Origin of the sequence: Longibaculum muris, assembly GCF_004343035.1 — a bacterium.
GTDB lineage: Bacteria > Bacillota_I > Bacilli_A > Erysipelotrichales > Coprobacillaceae > Longibaculum > Longibaculum muris.
On the sequence record NZ_SMCQ01000027.1, the window covers coordinates 1 to 18,468 of the forward strand.

Here is an 18,468-nt window from a genome sequence, read left to right on the forward strand (position 1 = left end):
AAAAAAGTATCTCAGATAACTAAAATACTAGATATAATCAACACATTGAGGAGATGGTCTAATTGGTTTTGCAAAATTATGCTTCGAAACTCGGGTGATATTTCATTATAAGTTCACAACAATTACAAATAATGTTCATACATGGTTCATATTGACACGGTATATTAAAAGTGTAAAGAATAATAGAATTCATAAAATCTCCCTTAAAAATATGTATTCTAAAAAAGAGTCGAAATGTTTCGATTCTTTTTTTGTACGAAGTTATATTATTATATAAAATTATGCTATAATGAATTAAAAAAAGAGGTGAGCTTATGAAAAATATATTATTTGATTTAGATGGAACAATAACGGATCCTTTTTTAGGAATTACGAAAGCTGTTGCTTATAGTTTAAATTCATTTGATATTAGAATTAATGGTTTAGATGAATTAACAGTTTTTATTGGTCCGCCATTAGATGAATCATTTCAAAAGTATTATGGAATGAATGAAGAAAAAAGTTGGCAGGCAGTAGAAAAATATCGTGAATATTATTCTCAGATAGGTTTGTTTGAAAATGAAGTTTATGAAGGAATGGAAGATTTTTTAAAATCTCTTATTGATAGTGGAAAAGATTTATATATTTGTACAAGTAAGCCTTATATTTTTGCTAAAAAAATAATTGAGCATTTTGGTTTGACGAAGTATTTTAAAGGAATATATGGGGCTGAGTTGGATGGTACGAGAAAGAATAAAAAAGATGTCATAGCTTATTGTTTACAACAAGAGCAACTTAATGTTGATGATTGTTTGATGGTAGGAGATCGTAAACATGATGTGATTGGAGCACATTTGAATCGAATACAATGTGTTGGTGTTTTATATGGTTATGGAAGTAAAGAAGAATTTGAAAATAATGATTGTGAATATATTGCAAAGAATTTAAAGGAATTAAAGGAAGTTATAGAGAATGTATAAAAAGGATATGCGAGAAGCTTTTTTGACAACTATTCCAGTAATGATGGGATATATTGTTTTAGGAATGGCGTTTGGAATGTTATTGGAGAGTAAAGGATATGGTGTGATTTATGCTTTGTTAATGAGTTGTTTTATATATGCTGGAAGTATGCAATTTGTTGCGATTAACTTATTAACTTCCGGAGCAACACTTATTAGTGGAGCGATTATGACACTACTTATTAATGCGAGACATTTGGTTTATGGTCTATCAATGATTAAGAAGTTTGAAGGAATGGGTAAATTAAAACCTTATATGATTTTTTCTTTAACAGATGAGACTTACTCACTATTGGTTGCCTCTCAAACACCGGAGGGTTGTCATGAAAAGATTTATTTATTTTTAATTTCTTTCTTTGATCAATGTTATTGGGTTGTTGGAAGTTTAGTTGGTTCATTGATTGGTTCTTTGATTACAATCAATACAACTGGATTAGATTTTGCTATGACGGCTTTGTTTGTTGTTATTGTTTTAGAACAATTTTTAACAAATGAGAAACATCTTTATACATATATTGGTTTTATCATAAGTATTTTATGTTTAATTATTTTTGGTAGTGAATCTTTTATTATTCCTTCAATGATAGGGATATTATTGAGTTTAATTATCCTTTATCAAAAAGGGGGAAAAGAAAATGCATGATTTATTATTAATTGCAGTGATTGCTTTTGTTACTTTATTAACACGTTTACTACCATTTCTTTTATTTAAAAATCATACTCACCCTATTATTGAATATTTAGGAAATGTTTTACCTTTTGCAATTATGGCAATGCTTGTTGTTTATTGTTTAAAGGGTGTTGATTTATTAAGTGGCAATCATGGTATTTGTGAGATATTAGGGGTTTTAGCTGTTATTGGTTTACATTTGTGGAAAAGAAATACTTTGTTATCTATTTTTGGTGGAACAATTGTTTATATGTTATGTGTTCAGGTTTTATTTATTTAAGTGTCTTTAGGACACTTTTTTGTTATAATAGAAACATAAGGAGTGAAGCTTGTGAGAGAAAATATGAAATATGATACAAATCAGTATCAATTAAGAGAGTCAATTCTTAAAAGAATGTTACAAATTATAGCTGGACATAAATATATTGAACCTCATGGAATTGTTTTTTATGGAGATTCTATTACTGAATATTGTCATCTTAAAAAATGGTTTGGTGAGTTTGAGAATACCCATAACTGTGGGATTGGTGGAATCACATCAGATATGTTATTGCATTTCATTGATGAAGGGGTTATCAAATATCAGCCAAGTCAAGTCTTTTTAATGATTGGAACAAATGACTTAGGAAATACAGTTATGTCAAGTCCAAGAGATATAGCATTAAATGTTAAAGAAATGGTAGAGATTATTCATTATAATTTACCAGAATGTCAAATTCATTTGGTAGGTTGTATACCATGTTTAGAAAATGTTCATGGTTATCAGGTATTAAAACAAGGAATCCGTAGTAATGATATATTAAAGATGATTGAACAGGAGTATCAACGTGTTATTCCTTATGAATATGTTCATTTTATATCAGTTTATCAAGCATTATGTGAAAATGGACAACCATTGGAAAAATATTATATCGATGGATTACATATCAATGATGATGGTTATAAAGCTTTAAGTGATGAAGTAAAAAAACAATTGTAAGGGGTGTTTGAGATGGGAAAATGGATAAAAGTTGTTATTGCGTTGGTAATGGCAATTGGATTGATTGGTGCAGGTGTTTATATGAAACTTGAATCAGGATATACATTAGATACTGATGAAAATATAAAGAAAGCAATTCAAGAAGTTTTTCATGTTAATGTGGATGATGAAGAAATTTCATATTCTGCTGCAATTGATAGTGATAAGTCGTTATATTTTATAATTACTTTTTATAAAAATACATATAAGCTATTTACTTTTGAACAAAATAGTAAAGGTAAATATGAGAGTGATTTTCATTATGTATCTTTTCCTGATAGTTCAGAAAATGCATATGTGATTTCATTATCACCAATGGATAACATTGTTTGTATTCCTAATGTGTTTGGGATGATTAATAGTATTGATATAACAGCAGGTAATTATGAAATAGGAGGAGAGGTCGTGTCAAATCAAAAATTTATTATTGAATATTTGGGAGAAAATCAGGATGTTCAAATAGAAGCTTACGATTCATTTGGCGATCATGTTGATTTGAATCCGGAATTAATTAATATTGTATATAATTACACGACTCAATAATTATGAAGAAAAATTTAAAAATAATAATATATCTATCAGCTGCATTATTTATTTTAGGTGCTGGTTTATATATGAAGCAACAGACTGGATATGTTTTTGATACACAACAACAAGTTTTAGATACAATTGCCGATATCAAAAAGACTTCATCAAATAAGATAACAATTGTTGCATGGGATAAACTTGAATGCAAGAATCATAGTTATTGTATGGTTGTTGGAAATTATGAAAATGATAAGTTTTTATATATTTTTAAACAAATAAGAAATACGTCTAGATTTGAAGATTATTATGAAACTTCTATAAATAATAGTGAAAATGAATGTATAAGTATTCATGCAGATAAAGATTTGCTTCAATTTATTTTTGTAGATAATACATTACAAAAAATTGATCTATTACGTTCTAGTCATCATGTTATTGATGATATCCCAATCAATAATGAACAATATATTTTTAAAATTATTGATAGTGACACGGTTAATTTTAGTCCATTTGATAAAAATGGAGAATATTTAGATGATTGTATGATGCAATCCATATCTTTTTCTTAAAGGAGTTATTATGCAAAAATATTATGAAATACCCACATCTAAAGGAATAATGAGAGGATTTATTCATATTCCTAATGTACCTAAATATCCAATATGCATTATTTTTCATGGTTTTACTGGCTGTAATACAGGAACAAAGTTTTCTTATACAACTTTATCCAGAATTTTAGAAAAACACTCAGTTGCAAGTATAAGAATGGATTTTCTAGGAAGCGGAGAATCTGATTTGAGTTTTAAAGATATGACTTTCCAAGATGAGCTAACATGTGCCAAAATGATTTTAAATGAAGTGAAAGCATTAGATGCTGTTACTGATATTTATTTATTAGGTCATTCAATGGGTGGAGCAATTGCTAGTGAATTGGCAAAACTTTATCCTCAAGATATTTCTAAGATGTGTTTATGGGCACCTGCATTTAATCTGCCACAAGCTGTAGAATATTTAAAAGGGAATGTTGTAGAAGCTGATTTTTATGATCATAATGGATTTGAAATATCTCATGAGTTTGTGGAGGATATAACAGCAAGAGATTTTTATCAGAATTTAGATACTTATCAAAATCAATTAATGATTATTCATGGTACAAATGATACAACGGTGCCTTTTGAAATATCAAAAAAGTATTTAAAAGGTTTTCATCAAGCAGCTTTTTATCCTATTCAAGGAGCTACTCATAATTTTGATAAGTTAGAACATATTCAAGAAGTTATAGATTTATCTTATCATTTTTTGACAGATACAAAATAGTATCTGTTTTTTTTAATGGATATACCCTTATGGTTGGAAAAAGAATCATTTTGTGACACTTTTTATAGAAATTTAAGTTATATATCTAAATGAGAAACGAGATATCAATTATGGAATAATCAATATCTGTAAAAACTGATATACTTTTATCAGGAGGAGAAAGGTCATGAAAAGATTGAAGAAATTATTTGCATTGGTTGTTAGTACAGCAATTGCATTAACAACATTTTTAAGTGTTCCTGTTAAAGCTGATAATAGCTATAAAGCCCAATTATACGCTAGAATTACAGATGCAGGTCAAGTCGTTAATAAAATGATTATTGATTTTGGAGCAGACAAACGTGTATCAGGTGTTGATAAGGATACATTCACAGTTCATGCAAAATCAATTGTTCAAATTGGAGAAAACAAAGGAAATGCTTATTACGATTTAGATCGTAAAATTGTTAAGGTAGAAACAAAAGGAAGTCAAGTGACTGTTTACTTCGATGAATCTGAAGGAGCAACATTGACTTGGTTAAGTGAAGGTAGAAACTATCCAGCTAAACTTGAGTATACAATCACTCAAAACAAACCAATCAAAGCAACAGCTGTTGATGGTAGAGATTTAGCTGATATCAATGCTACATACACTTGTGATAACAGTGTCAAGGATGCAGAAACAGAAAAATTCAAATCAGTTAAAGTCAAAGATGGTATCAACTATCAATTCTATGAAGCAAAAGATTCTGATAAGTTAATCGTTTGGTTCCATGGAAATGGTGAAGGAGATTTAAACGGTACTGGGAATAACGTTGCACAAATGTTAGCCAACCGAGGAACTGTTGCATGGGCAAGCGATGAAGCACAAGAAATCTTTGGTGGTGCAAATGTCATGGCATTCCAAGCACCAGAAACATGGTATTATGCACAAAGCGATAAATTATTAGAGAAAGCTTACAATGAAATCAAGGATGTTATGAAAGCATATAACATCGATCCAGAAAAAGTTGTCGTATCAGGATGTTCAGCAGGAGGATACATGACAACAAGAATGTTAATTGCATATCCAAATTTATTCCAAGCAGCAATGATTAACTGTCCAGCATTGGATGTTGCAAGATTAAGAGGTGGAGAAACACCAACAGATAAAGAACTTGCAGGAATCAGAGACTCAAAGACAGCTATCTGGCTAGTTCAAGGAGAAACAGATGGAAGTGTAGAATCAGAAGCATGTTCACAACGTATGTTCAAGATTCTTACAGAAGGACAAAAATTAACAACAACAAAAGTAGCACAAAAATTAAATTCAGATTTCACAACTCAAGAAACAGCAGATGGAAAATATAAATTATCATTATATAAGACAGTTGATCAAGAAAACAAAGCAGATTCATTTGGTGTAGAAAGACCAGTCGGAAAATTAGAATTTGCTGAAGATTATGATCAAGACGGAGTAGAAACAGTAGTAAAATATAGTGATCACTGGTCATGGATTTATACATTAAACAACAATCCAAAAGATGCCAAAGGTCAACATATCATGAATTGGGCAGCAACTTATGTTCAAGATAAAAAAGCTGAAAACAATCAAAAACCAACTGATAATGTGAAACCTGGAAAAGTAGAAACAAGCGATAACAATTCAATTGCTATGTATGGTTTATTACTTGTTGTAGCTATGGGTGGATTCGTAGCAGTTAAAAGAAAAAGTAAAGAAAATTAATGTAGAAAACTTAGGAGAAAAATCCTAAGTTTTTTAGTAAGGAAAACAAACATATTGTCGAATGCTGTCAAAATAAATATATCTTGAAATAAATATGTGAAAATGTATATAATGTATACATATTAAAGGGATAGTAGAGGACAATATTATGAATAACTTTATAACAACACTTTTGCAATTTGTTAATAATCCAGATGAACGTGATACAAATTATAATATAGCTTATTGTTTAATTTCACATTGCCATGAATTAGATAAAATGAGTGTTCAAGATTTAGCTGATGAATGTTATGTATCTGTTTCTACTTTTAATCGTTTTTTTAAACTTTTTGGGTTTAAAAAGTTTGTTATTTTTAAACAATTAATTGCTAGTCATGTTGTGATTAGATTGAGTCAAATGCAATATCGTATTAAATTGAAAGATTATAAACAAGTTGAATCAACATTTTATTCATTTTTAAGTTCAAATGACTATCAAACAGTTGTGAATGCATCAGCTTTTATTATTCAACAATGTTGTGAAACAATTTTAAAATCAAAAAGAATTGTATTAATTGGTTCTGATGAAATGATTTCTAATGCATTAAGATTTCAAGGTGATTTTTGTGTAATGAAAAAAATGACAATTAAAGATTCTATTTATTTAGAAAGATTTTTTGTTCCTAATGAAGATGATTTTGTTATTATTATGACAATGAGTGGGAGGATTGTAGATCTTAATGATGATTTAATGGAACATATAATGGCTCGTCATCCCAAAGCATTAATGATTGGAAATAAAGATTATATAAAAGAAAATGGGATGTTTTTACAAATACCAATGGGACTTGATGAAGTTTTAGAAAATATGATTTTAGATTATTATTTACAAGAAATTGTCTATACATATGCGAGGGATTATTATGATTGTTGAGCAATTAAATACTTTACTAACAATTAGTGATCATGATAGTAATGAATATTTGATTAGTACTTATTTATTGAATAATTGGAAGAATATTGTGAATTATAAAATGAATGAGGTTCTCATGGAAATTCCAGTTTCCAAATCGACTTTATCAAGGTTTTGTAAAACTTTAGGATATCGTAATTTTACTGATGTTCAATATCAGTTGTTTTTTGAAATGTCAAAAGTTCATCCTTATAAGAATAATGTGGAATTAGAAGAAGTTATTCATTTAAAACCGGTTTTAAAGAATAAAAAGAGAATTGTTGTTATTGGAGATGAAAATTCTATGACACCTTTATTGATATATAAACAAATCTTTTTTAATATTGGTATAGAATTTGTTATGAAATTTAAAAATAGTAGACCGATTGATGTTTTACAAGAGTTTTGTGTTTCACAAGAGGATATTGTTATTTATGTTTCTTTATATAAAACAAATTTAGAATTGCTTGCAAATATTTTTGAACATTATATTGAGGTTATAGATTATTTAAGAAAGCAGGATATTTCTTATATTTATATAGGACAGATGGTAGATAAGAAAGAAAATGAGGAATATTTTCTACAAATTAAACCATCAAGTAATGTAAGTGATCTTATTTTTCAATTATGTCAAGCCTTTGAAAAAATCTATGCTCTTTTAAGTGTAGAGAATAACTAAGAAGATTTGTAACCGCTCACGATAAAATGTTATGAAAGAGATTTTAAATAAATTTATAAATAATAATAAAACGTTGATTACAGCGATATATTTATTGTTGTGTTTTGGTATAATTGTGTTATAATCTAAAAGTCGAAAAGGAGTGCGAAATTGATGAATAACATTAGAAATATAGCTATTATTGCACACGTTGACCATGGAAAAACAACATTGGTTGACCAATTATTAAAATTATCTGGAACATTAAAAGATAATGAACAGATTGCTGATAGAGCAATGGATTCAAATGCCATTGAAAGAGAAAGAGGAATTACTATCTTAGCTAAAAATACAGCAATTAATTATAAAGATTATAGAATTAATATTATGGATACACCAGGCCATGCAGACTTTGGTGGAGAAGTAGAACGTATCATGAACATGGTAGATGGTGTTTTACTTGTTGTTGATGCTTATGAAGGAACAATGCCTCAAACTCGTTTTGTTTTAAAGAAAGCATTAGAAGCAAAGGTTAAACCTATTGTTGTTATTAATAAAGTTGATAGACCAGTTGTTCGTATTAATGAAGTTATGGATGAAATTCTAGAATTATTTATGGAATTAGGAGCTGATGATAATCAATTAGATTTCCCAACAGTTTTTGTTTCAGCATTAATGGGAACCTCAAGCTTAGATCCTGATTTATCAACACAAGTTAATAATATGGATTGTTTATTTGATATGATTATTAAAGAAATTCCAGCACCATTAGTTGATGAAGAAGGTGGATTACAATTCCAACCAGCTTTATTAGATTATAATGATTATGTTGGACGTATTGGAGTTGGCCGTGTACAAAGAGGAAAGATTAGAGTTAATGAATCTGTTGTATGCTTACGTGCTGATGGAACAAAAACACAATTTAGAATTCAAAAATTATTTGGATTCTTAGGATTGCATAGAATTGAAATTGAAGAAGCAGGAGCGGGAGATATTGTTGCGATTGCTGGTCTTTCTGATATTGGAGTTGGAGAAACTGTTTGTACAATTGGGCAAGAAGAACCTTTACCATTATTACGGATTGATGAACCAACAATTCAAATGGTGTTTGGAACAAATACTTCACCTTTTGCAGGAAAAGAAGGTAAATTTGTAACTGCAAGTAAAGTAGAAGAAAGATTATTTAAAGAAACAAATAAAGATGTTTCTTTAAAGATTGAAAGAATTCCAAATAGTGAAGAATGGATTGTTTCAGGTCGTGGAGAATTACATTTATCTATTTTAATTGAAAATATGCGTAGAGAAGGTTTTGAATTACAAGTTTCTAAACCAAAAGTTATTATTAAAGAAATTGATGGGGTAAAATGTGAACCATATGAAGAAGTCTTTATTGAAGCACCTGATGAATGTATTGGTAGTGTTATTGAATCATTAGGATTTAGACGTGGTACATTAGAAAATATGGAATCTGATAATGGGATGACAAAAGTTCATTATATTATTCCATCACGTGGATTAATTGGTTTCATGACAAATTTCTTAACAATGACAAAAGGATATGGAATTATTAACCATTCTTATTTAGATTATCGTCCAATGGAAGGTGATACTGTTGGTGAAAGACAATTAGGTGTCTTAGTATCTATTGATTCAGGACAAACAACTGCATATGCTTTAGGTAGTGTAGAAGATCGTGGAGTTATGTTTGTTGGTCCTGGTGTTGATGTTTATGAAGGAATGATTGTTGGTGAACATAGTCGTGATAATGACTTAGTTGTTAATGTTACAAAAGGTAAACAATTAACAAATACACGTTCATCTACAAAAGACTCAACAGTTGTATTAAAGAAACCTCGTTTCTTTAACTTGGAATCATGCTTAGATTATATTAATGATGATGAATTAGTAGAAGTTACACCTGTCAATATTCGTTTAAGAAAACGTTTATTAACAGAAAATGAAAGAAGAAAAGCTTATACGAAAAAGATGAATGGATAGCCAAATGGCTATCCATTTCAATAAGAAGTGTTGATAAAATACCCTAAAAAATGACAAAGTTATTGGAAATATAACGTTATAACCTAAAAATATCACATAATTGTATAGGAAAATAACAAAATATGGAATAAAGTTTGTGTTTTGAATAAAAAGGTGGTATATTATCAGTAATAAATGGGGGTAATATCTTGAAAAAGTAATCGCTTTCATTTATAATATGATTAAGGAGGACAGATAGTGAAACTAAAATTACAAGTACAATTTAATAATAAAAACGTTGAAGCGACTGATATTGAAAAATTAGTCAAAGAGGATGTTAAATCAAAAGGTGTTAAAATGACAACTATTGATACATTAGAGGTTTACTATAAACCAGAAGATCGTTCAATTTATTATGTTGCAACAACAAAAACTGGTGATGTTGTGGGAAATAAAGAACCACTATTCATCGATTAATTCTTAATATTACTTAAAACAAATATACCCACAAAAAGAAGCTATCGTAATGATGGTTTCTTTTGTTTTATCACTTGCAAGGGAAAAGTTTTCTTGTATAATGAATACATGAGGATAGAAATATGGAAAATAAGAAATTAACAATGAGTGATATAGCCAAAATGGCTGGAGTTGGAAAAAGTACTGTTTCAAGGTATTTTAATGGTGGTTATGTCAAAGATGAAACAAGAGAAAAATTAAAGAAAATTATAGATGAGTATCATTATGAGCCAAATGCTGTGGCACAAAGTTTGAAAGCAAAGCATAGTCATATGATAGGAATTGTTGCACCTTGTCTAGATTCAATTACTTCATCAAGAATGTTAATGGCAATTGATGAGTATTTAAAAAATAGTGGGTATACAACAATTATCATGAATACAAATCATAATGAAATAAGAGAACTTGCCTTTATAGAACATTTGTGGCGTATGAATGTAGATGGTATTATTTTACTTGCGACAACTCTCACTATGACACATCAACAGATTGCTGCTAAATTAGATATTCCTATATTAACAGTTGCGCAATTGTTTAAAGGGGGTATTTCAATCATTTATGATGATTATCATGCAGGCTATGATGTTGGAGAATATGGAGCAAGTATGAATCATCAAAATGTTTTATATTTAGGTGTTAATCAAAAAGATGAAGCTGTTGGTGTTCAAAGGAAAAAAGGTGTTTTAGATGCATTGAAAGATCATCAAGTAAAACATGTAACAGTGAAAGAAACAAACTTCTCTTTTACTGATTCTCGTCGTATTATTCATGAGTATTTAACAAATCATCAACCAAGTTTAATTATTTGTGCTACTGATAATATTGCATTAGCATGTTATAAAGAAATTATGGAAAGAGGATTAAAGATTCCAGATGATATTTCATTGATTGGTTTTGGAGGATATGAAGTGTCATCACTTGTTACACCAAGTTTATGTACAATTCGTTATGATAATGAATTGGCTGGACAAATGGCCGGAAAAACAATGATTCAATTGATTCATAAAGAACCAGTTGCGCAAACACAATTAATTGGCTATCAATTAATCAAAGGAGAAAGTGTAAAAAAGCTGTGATTAAATCACAGCTTTTTATTTTATAATATGATATCTATTGAGTTTTTTCTCTTTACGTGGACCTTCGTTTCTAACGTAGCCTAATGCCGCACATCCAACAACTTGATGATTGACAGGTAATCCTATCTTCGTTAAAACGTTTCTCACTTCTTCTACATTTTGCGTATCTCTTAATTGATTAATCCAGCAGCTACCAACATTTAAACTTGTTGCTGCAAGAAAAATGTTTTCAAGCAAACAACTACCATCTTCAATCCGACGGCTTTCATACTCTGGACCACTTACAATCACTAGCACAGGCGCATGATAGGCACAATGATAATTCTCAGGTTTCTTTTCGCCTCTTTCGGCAAAGACAACATTTAATTCATGGACTAATTCATCAATTAGCTCTTTATTTGTGACAGCAAAAGCCTCACATTGTTGTCTGTTCATCGCACTAGGTGCTTGAATACCTGCTTCTAAGATAGCTTTTAAAGTTTCTTCATCAAGTGGATCTGGTAAATAATCACGACAACTTTTACGTTTATATATTGTTTCTAATGTTTCATTCATTCTTAATCACCTCTACCCATATTATAGTCTTATTCATTGAAAAAACAATGCTAAATACAATGATTTGTGGTATACTAATGTCGATATAAAGGAGGGCATGTATGAAAAAACTACTAGTAGGATTATTAGCTATTGTCTTATTAACAGGTTGTTCACACAAAAATAAAGACACAACTTTTATGTTAACACGAGATGATCAATTCTATGCTTTATATAATCAAAAAGGAAAACAACTTACAAATTATAATTATAAAACATTTCAAGAAGTTAAAGGTGTTGGATATTTAGTTACTGATAGAGATGATAAAAAAAGTGTTATTTCATTTGAGGGTGAACCAATCATCGAAGCAGGTGTCTATGAGACATTAGAAGCTGTTGACCAAATGTTTTATGCGACTAAGAAAGTAGAAGTCAAAAAAGAGGATAAAGATACGAAAAAAGCAACTGTTGATCCTTATCTTAAAAGTAATTTATATGTTTTAAATGGTGAAGGAAAGGTATTATATCAAGCTGATAGTCAAACGGCTATTTTAAAGAGTGAATTACCTGTTATCTTTAAAGATAATGAGTATATTGTTTTGTATCATGAAGGAGAAGAATTATATCGTGGAAAAGAGGCTGTTAAATATGTCAGTCGTTATAAATATAGTTCTTCAGTTGTGATTGGTTTTAATGAGACAAATCATTTTTATCATTTTACAACGAAAGAAGATCAAAAAGATATAGATGTAGATTTAAAACAAAAAGGAACTTATAAAATATTAGCTCAAAATCAAGATGGAATTATTTTAAATGATGAAAAATTAAAGAGTATGATTTATGTTGATTTCAATCGTCAACAAGTTTTCCAAAATACAATTGGAATCAATGATGCTTATTTTGATGAAGAACAAAATATTATCTTAACAAGTCAACATAAAATGTATGCTTATCCAATTGGTGGGGTACCAGTTTTATTAAATAGTTATTATTTAAAATCAGTGACTTATGTAAATCGTTCTTCTGATATTTATGGTCCTCATCAAGTTTACAACAAAGGGAAATTAACAGGAGAATTAGAAAATTGTCAATTATATCCTGAAGCTAAACTTGTTTATTCAGAAATTTTCCCTGTTTATGTAAGAAATAAAGGATATCAATATTATAATTTCAATAGTAAAAAAGTTATTGATAAAACATATATGGAAGCAGAACCATTTAACTCTGATAAGTGTGCAGTGGTTAAAATAAATGATAAAGGTTATTCTTTGATTAATGATAAGGGCGATGTTTTGACAAAATCTTATTATTACCAAATTAAGTACATAGGCAGTTCATATTATGCAGTCTATAATGAAAGTGGAACTTTTGGGATTATAGATTCAACAGGAGAAAAGATTTTACCTGTTGAGTATATTGATTTACCAGAAAAACCTATTGTAAGTTATGATGATCATAATTATTTGATTTTAGGTAAAAATGGAAGATCTTATGTTTATGATATTGATGATGAAATGAAAGAAATCTTTTCTAAAGAAGGGCAAGTGACTTTAAATTCAAAGGGATATTTTGAGGTAGGTCATGACTATTATAGAATTGATGGTGAAGTAATTAAGTAAGGAGACATTATGGAATATTTATTTATTTTATTAGCAACATTTATAGGAATGTTATTTTTGATGCAATTGGTATTTTTTGAAATAACGAGAAGTAAGATGGCAAAAGCAGAAAATGTCAATTGGTATTTATCATTAGATAAATCGTTTAGTTATAATCGTGTAGGTTATATGTTATTTATTTGTTTTATTTGTTATTTGATATCTTCACCAGAAGATATGTTTACAGCTTCTTGGTTTATCTACTTTATTTTATTTCTTGCGATGGGAGTTGTAGCCGATGCAATTGTTCAATATCTAATTCTTGTTTATAGCAAAAAAAGATGTCGCAAGGAAATAGAAGATGCTAAATTATTAAAAAATGAGCTTTTACAGATAGCTCAAACAATTTCTGGAGAAGCTGAAGAACCAGAACAATCAACACCACAATATGATGATGAAGCTATTTTAAAACAATACCTTTTACCAGAAGATCATTTAGCTTTTTTAAGTGTTGATAATGGTGAGTTTGCCAAGAACTTTACTCCACAACCAGAAGCAACATTTTTAATTGAACCTTATGCTGATGAGAAAGTTCTTGAACAAAAGTTTGCCGATACATCAATGAAAATCACTACTTTAACACCAGCAGGGCAGTTACCATTTAAAGATGAAAAAATTGATGTCTTTATGTGTCGTTATTCAAATTATGATAAAGCTGAAGTACAAAGAGTCTTAAAACCAAATGGATACTTCATTGTTCAACAAAATGGTACTGCAAATCTTAAGGAATTTGTATCTTTATATATGCCATTTCGTATGAAAGGGTCTTGGGATGCTTATTCTTGTGCAGGAACTTTAGAAGGAATTGGAATGCGTATTATTAATAAGTTTGAAGATTATGGAACATTACGTTTCCATAGTATTGAATCTTTACATCAATTCTTTAAAAGAGAGTCACCTGATTTAGCTAATATTAATAAATATCAAGTTTTCTATTTAAAGGCTTTAAAGGCAATTAAGGACCATCATTATTTTGAAATGACAACACATAAATTCTTGGTTATTGCACAAAAAGTGTCATAAAAATATTTATAAAATCACTTGACAAAAAAATATTATGAAAGCGCATAAAATCTTTTCAAAATATATGGAAATGTAAATTAATTGTGTTATAATAGTACTATAAATTATTAAGGAGGAGTCAATAAAATGGCAGAAAAATTATCTTTCGTAGTTTCAGATCCAGTTGGATTACATGCTAGACCTGCAACTATCTTAGTAAACCAAGCTAGTAAGTTCACTAGTAATATTAAATTAAGTTACAACGGTAAAGAAGTTAACTTAAAATCTATTATGGGTGTTATGTCTTTAGGTGTACCTACTAAAGCTACAGTTGAAATTATTGCTGAAGGTGAAGACGAAAAAGACGTAATCGCTTCAATTGCAAAAGTTATCAAAGAACAAAAAGTTGCTGAATAATATATAGCAACATAAAATACAGGACCACTTCATAGTGGTCCTATTTTTCTTTATAGGCTTATTTTATGCATAAGAGGTATCTTTTATGCTTTTTCTTTACTTTCATTAGTCTAAGTGATATGATTTATTTAGATACTTAGACAAATATCTAAATAATAGAGGAGGTCAAAATATGGGTGATGCATTTAAAGCGTTAAGTGATCCAACAAGACGAAAGATTTTAGAGCTTTTACAAGAAAAACCTTTAAATGCTGGAGAGATTGCAGATTATTTTCAAATAACAAAACCATCTATTTCACATCATTTATCTATTTTAAAGAATAGTGGATTGATTATTGATGAAAGACAAGGACAAAATATTGTTTATAGTATTGATATGACGGTCTTTCAAGATATGATGAAATGGTTTATGAATTTTATGGATATGGGGGATAAGAAATGAAAAAGAAGATATTTGATATTGTTCTTTGGATAATCACGTTGTTTTTTATTGGTGGTGTTTTTTTGATGCCTGAAACAGTTCCTATTCATTGGGATATAAATTGGAAGGTAGATGGATATGGGAGTCGTTATTATTTAATTATTTTAGCATTATTTCCTATTCTTGTGCATTATGGAATGTTTTTTGCAAAGAAGATTGATCCAAGGAAAAGAAATATTGAAAAAAGAGAAAAGACATATGAAATCTTTAGATATGGTTTGACTTGTTTCTTTATTGTATTGGTTGTCATTTTCTATTATTTAACATTGAATCCACAGGGAAATATTAAAGTTATTTTACTGAGTGTTTTAGGTTTGTTGTTGATTGGAATGGGAAATTATATGCCAAAAGTTCCACAAAATTATTTTTTAGGAATTAAAACCCCATGGACATTAGCTAATGAATATGTATGGAAGAAAACACATAAATTAGGTGGGTATTCATATATTGTTGTTGGACTGATTATTCTTATCTATGCTTTGTTGGATTTACCATATGAATATATTGTGATTATGGTGTTGTTGATTGGTGATGTGATTTTATGTTATGGATATTCGTATTTTGTTTTTAGAAAGATAGATACGAAAAATATTGATTTATAAAAAATTAAAATATATAATTATAATATAAATAATTTTAATAATTATTTATAGGAAAAGAGGGATATTATGTTAAAGATTGAACATTTAACAAAGAAGTATGATCAATATAAAGCTGTAGATGATTTGTCATTAGAAATTGATGATGGTTTGATTTATGGATTTATTGGTCATAATGGTGCTGGTAAAACAACAACATTAAAATCTGTGGTTGGAATTTTACCGTTTGATGAAGGAGATATTTTTATTGATGGAAAATCAATTAAAAAGAATCCTTTGGAATGTAAAAAAGAAATGGCTTATATTCCAGATAATCCAGATTTATATGAGTATTTAACAGGAATCCAGTACTTAAATTTTGTGGCTGATGTTTATCAGGTCTCAAAGAATGATAGAGAAGCACGTATAGCAAAATTTGCTGATATGCTTGAATTAACAGATGATTTAGCTCAGCCAATTAGTGCTTATTCTCATGGTATGAAACAAAAGTTAGCAGTTATTTCAGCATTTATTCATAATCCTAAACTTATTATTATGGATGAACCTTTTGTTGGATTGGACCCTAAAGCTTCACATTTATTAAAACAATTAATGAAAGAGCATTGTCAACAAGGTGGGGCCATCTTCTTTTCTACACATGTCTTAGAAGTTGCTGAGAAGTTATGTGATAGGATTGCAATTATTAAACAAGGAAAACTTATTATCAGTGGTCGTACTCAAGATGTGACTCAAAATGAATCACTTGAGGATGTATTCTTAGAATTGGAGAATGACAATGCTTAAGACATTGATTAAAATAAGATTACAAGGAATCTTATTAAGACAAACAAAAAGCAGTAAGAATAGCAAGAGTAGTATTGGTAAAATTATTTTAATGATTTTTCTCTTTGCATATGTTGCTGTGGTCTTTATTGGCATGTTTGGATTACTCTTTTCTACATTAATTGAACCACTGCATTTAATGGGAATAGATTGGATGTATTTTTCTGTAATGAGTATTATCATTATTATGCTTTGTTTTATTGGTAGTATCTTTTTAACACATCATGAAATATATGAAGCAAAAGATAATGAACTCTTATTAGCAATGCCGATTTCTAATCGTGATATATTATTAAGTCGTGTTTTTACTATTTTGATTTTAAATTATGTCTATGAAATTCTTGTTGCAGCACCAGCCTTTTATATTTATATAACTCGTGTTGGAATGGGAATTGTTGAGATTTTCATGTTTATTGGTGTCTTTTTAACTTTACCTTTATTTGTTTTAGCTTTATCTTGCTTGTTTAGCTGGTTATTAGCACACGTTATGGTAAGAGTTAAAATGAAGAATGTCATTGCAATTGTATTATTTATGGTCTTTATGTTTGTTTATTTCTATGCTGTTAATTCAATAGAAGAATATATTAATTGGTTAATTATGCATGGACAAAGTATTGCTTCAGCAATTGAAAAGGGAATTTTCCCACTTTATCATTTAAGTATTGCTTTAGAAAGTGGTAACATTATAAGTTTCCTTATTTATTTAGCTTGTGCAATCATTCCATTTGCAATCGTTATCTATATTCTTTCAACAAACTTTATCAAGATGGCAACAACAAAAGCAAAGGTTAAAAAAGTTCAATATGTTGCCAAACCAATGAAAGCCAATTCTGTTAAAAAAGCATTATTAGTAAGAGAAGTGAAACATTTTACTTCTAATGCAATGGTGGTTTTAAATGGCGCTATGGGAACGATATTATGTATCTTAGCATGTGTTGGTGTTGTTTTCTACGCTGATAGCTTAAAAATGATACTTAAAGAAGTTCCTGAATTAAAAGAGATGATGACTCCGATTTTATGTTTAGTTGTTATTTCTGCTTCATCACTTAATATGATTAGTGCTTCATCTATTTCATTAGAAGGAGATCGCTTTTGGATTATTAAATCATTACCTGTATCATCTAAAGATATTTTGGATATTAAATTAGCATTACATGGTGTTTTATGTATACCAGCAGGAATTTTATTATCAATTGTCTTGATTGTTACTTTTCAAACATCAATATTTGATAGTTTATTTATTCTTCTTGCTCCAATTATCTTTACATTATTAATAGACTTTATTGGTTTATTACTTAACTTATGGAAACCTAAATTTGATTGGGTTAATGAAACTGTATGTGTAAAACAAAGTATGCCAGTTGTTATTACAATGTTTGTATCAATGGGATTAGCAGTCGCTATTGCAATGCTTTATGGTATATTACTGGTTGATATCATGTCTATATACACTTATATGTATATTGTTATTGCCGTAACTTTACTTTTAGATATCGCATTATATTATCTCATTTGTACATGGGGTGTACGTCAATTTGATGCATTATAAAAAAAGAGACTT

Annotated in this window: 21 protein-coding genes; 20 read left to right on the forward strand and 1 reads right to left on the reverse strand. The window is 29.0% G+C overall.

The features are described from left to right. Nucleotides 1–314 precede the first annotated feature (314 nt). The 13 genes from EDD60_RS13680 to EDD60_RS13740 all read left to right on the forward strand — a co-directional run bounded on the left by EDD60_RS13680 (nucleotide 315) and on the right by EDD60_RS13740 (nucleotide 11,394). The gene (locus EDD60_RS13680; RefSeq protein WP_066448479.1) at nucleotides 315–959 is read left to right on the forward strand and encodes an HAD family hydrolase; all 645 of its coding nucleotides are present in this window, start codon (nucleotides 315–317) and stop codon (nucleotides 957–959) included. Then, on the forward strand, nucleotides 952–1,641 hold the full coding sequence (locus tag EDD60_RS13685; RefSeq protein ID WP_066448476.1) for an AzlC family ABC transporter permease: 690 nt from the start codon (nucleotides 952–954) through the stop codon (nucleotides 1,639–1,641). The genes EDD60_RS13680 and EDD60_RS13685 overlap by 8 nt, the downstream gene beginning before the upstream one ends. Continuing rightward, complete coding sequence (locus EDD60_RS13690) at nucleotides 1,634–1,948, forward strand: branched-chain amino acid transporter permease (protein WP_066448472.1); 315 nt, start codon at nucleotides 1,634–1,636, stop codon at nucleotides 1,946–1,948. Before EDD60_RS13685 ends, EDD60_RS13690 begins: the two co-directional genes overlap by 8 nt. A gap of 51 nt (nucleotides 1,949–1,999) precedes the next feature. After that, the gene (locus tag EDD60_RS13695; RefSeq protein WP_066448469.1) at nucleotides 2,000–2,647 is read left to right on the forward strand and encodes an SGNH/GDSL hydrolase family protein; all 648 of its coding nucleotides are present in this window, start codon (nucleotides 2,000–2,002) and stop codon (nucleotides 2,645–2,647) included. A gap of 12 nt (nucleotides 2,648–2,659) precedes the next feature. After that, nucleotides 2,660–3,229 (forward strand): hypothetical protein, encoded by a 570-nt coding sequence (locus EDD60_RS13700; protein ID WP_066448467.1) that lies wholly within the window; start codon nucleotides 2,660–2,662, stop codon nucleotides 3,227–3,229. A gap of 2 nt (nucleotides 3,230–3,231) precedes the next feature. Then, nucleotides 3,232–3,783: a hypothetical protein gene (locus tag EDD60_RS13705; RefSeq protein ID WP_132226503.1), complete on the forward strand. Its 552-nt coding sequence runs from the start codon at nucleotides 3,232–3,234 to the stop codon at nucleotides 3,781–3,783. Nucleotides 3,784–3,793: 10 nt separating this feature from the next. Further along, nucleotides 3,794–4,531 (forward strand): alpha/beta hydrolase, encoded by a 738-nt coding sequence (locus EDD60_RS13710; protein WP_132226504.1) that lies wholly within the window; start codon nucleotides 3,794–3,796, stop codon nucleotides 4,529–4,531. Nucleotides 4,532–4,697: 166 nt separating this feature from the next. Beyond that, a complete protein-coding gene (locus EDD60_RS13715) occupies nucleotides 4,698–6,236 on the forward strand; it encodes a prolyl oligopeptidase family serine peptidase (protein WP_132226505.1) in 1,539 nt (512 codons plus the stop codon). Between the two features lie 148 nt (nucleotides 6,237–6,384). Next, the gene (locus EDD60_RS13720) at nucleotides 6,385–7,149 is read left to right on the forward strand and encodes a MurR/RpiR family transcriptional regulator (protein WP_066450034.1); all 765 of its coding nucleotides are present in this window, start codon (nucleotides 6,385–6,387) and stop codon (nucleotides 7,147–7,149) included. After that, nucleotides 7,139–7,846 carry a hypothetical protein gene (locus tag EDD60_RS13725; RefSeq protein WP_066450036.1) on the forward strand — a complete coding sequence of 236 codons (708 nt, stop codon included), beginning with the start codon at nucleotides 7,139–7,141 and terminating at the stop codon, nucleotides 7,844–7,846. Before EDD60_RS13720 ends, EDD60_RS13725 begins: the two co-directional genes overlap by 11 nt. Before the next feature lie 153 nt (nucleotides 7,847–7,999). Continuing rightward, a complete protein-coding gene (typA, locus tag EDD60_RS13730) occupies nucleotides 8,000–9,823 on the forward strand; it encodes a translational GTPase TypA (protein WP_066450038.1) in 1,824 nt (607 codons plus the stop codon). A gap of 237 nt (nucleotides 9,824–10,060) precedes the next feature. Continuing rightward, a complete protein-coding gene (locus EDD60_RS13735; protein WP_066450040.1) occupies nucleotides 10,061–10,279 on the forward strand; it encodes a DUF6465 family protein in 219 nt (72 codons plus the stop codon). 122 nt (nucleotides 10,280–10,401) lie between these two features. Next, nucleotides 10,402–11,394, forward strand: a complete 993-nt coding sequence (locus EDD60_RS13740) for a LacI family DNA-binding transcriptional regulator (protein ID WP_066450042.1) — start codon at nucleotides 10,402–10,404, stop codon at nucleotides 11,392–11,394. A 15-nt stretch (nucleotides 11,395–11,409) separates the two neighbouring features. On the opposite strand, the gene EDD60_RS13745 is transcribed toward EDD60_RS13740, so the two are convergent. Further along, nucleotides 11,410–11,949: a nitroreductase family protein gene (locus EDD60_RS13745; protein ID WP_066450043.1), complete on the reverse strand. Its 540-nt coding sequence runs from the start codon at nucleotides 11,947–11,949 to the stop codon at nucleotides 11,410–11,412. A gap of 101 nt (nucleotides 11,950–12,050) precedes the next feature. Here EDD60_RS13745 and EDD60_RS13750 point away from each other — a divergent pair, with 101 nt between their 5' ends. The 7 genes from EDD60_RS13750 to EDD60_RS13780 all read left to right on the forward strand — a co-directional run bounded on the left by EDD60_RS13750 (nucleotide 12,051) and on the right by EDD60_RS13780 (nucleotide 18,456). Further along, nucleotides 12,051–13,547 carry a lipoprotein gene (locus tag EDD60_RS13750; protein ID WP_066450044.1) on the forward strand — a complete coding sequence of 499 codons (1,497 nt, stop codon included), beginning with the start codon at nucleotides 12,051–12,053 and terminating at the stop codon, nucleotides 13,545–13,547. A gap of 9 nt (nucleotides 13,548–13,556) precedes the next feature. Further along, a complete protein-coding gene (locus EDD60_RS13755) occupies nucleotides 13,557–14,609 on the forward strand; it encodes a class I SAM-dependent methyltransferase (protein ID WP_102135716.1) in 1,053 nt (350 codons plus the stop codon). A gap of 126 nt (nucleotides 14,610–14,735) precedes the next feature. Beyond that, nucleotides 14,736–15,005, forward strand: coding sequence for a phosphocarrier protein HPr (locus EDD60_RS13760; RefSeq protein ID WP_008787146.1), 270 nt, complete (start codon nucleotides 14,736–14,738; stop codon nucleotides 15,003–15,005). A gap of 172 nt (nucleotides 15,006–15,177) precedes the next feature. Further along, nucleotides 15,178–15,447, forward strand: a complete 270-nt coding sequence (locus EDD60_RS13765; protein ID WP_066450046.1) for an autorepressor SdpR family transcription factor — start codon at nucleotides 15,178–15,180, stop codon at nucleotides 15,445–15,447. Continuing rightward, entirely contained in the window at nucleotides 15,444–16,088 is a 645-nt protein-coding gene (locus EDD60_RS13770) for an SdpI family protein (RefSeq protein WP_066450047.1), read from the forward strand. The genes EDD60_RS13765 and EDD60_RS13770 overlap by 4 nt, the downstream gene beginning before the upstream one ends. 66 nt (nucleotides 16,089–16,154) lie before the next feature. Beyond that, nucleotides 16,155–16,868, forward strand: coding sequence for an ABC transporter ATP-binding protein (locus tag EDD60_RS13775; protein WP_066450048.1), 714 nt, complete (start codon nucleotides 16,155–16,157; stop codon nucleotides 16,866–16,868). Continuing rightward, on the forward strand, nucleotides 16,861–18,456 hold the full coding sequence (locus EDD60_RS13780) for a hypothetical protein (RefSeq protein WP_066450054.1): 1,596 nt from the start codon (nucleotides 16,861–16,863) through the stop codon (nucleotides 18,454–18,456). Before EDD60_RS13775 ends, EDD60_RS13780 begins: the two co-directional genes overlap by 8 nt. Nucleotides 18,457–18,468 lie beyond the last annotated feature (12 nt).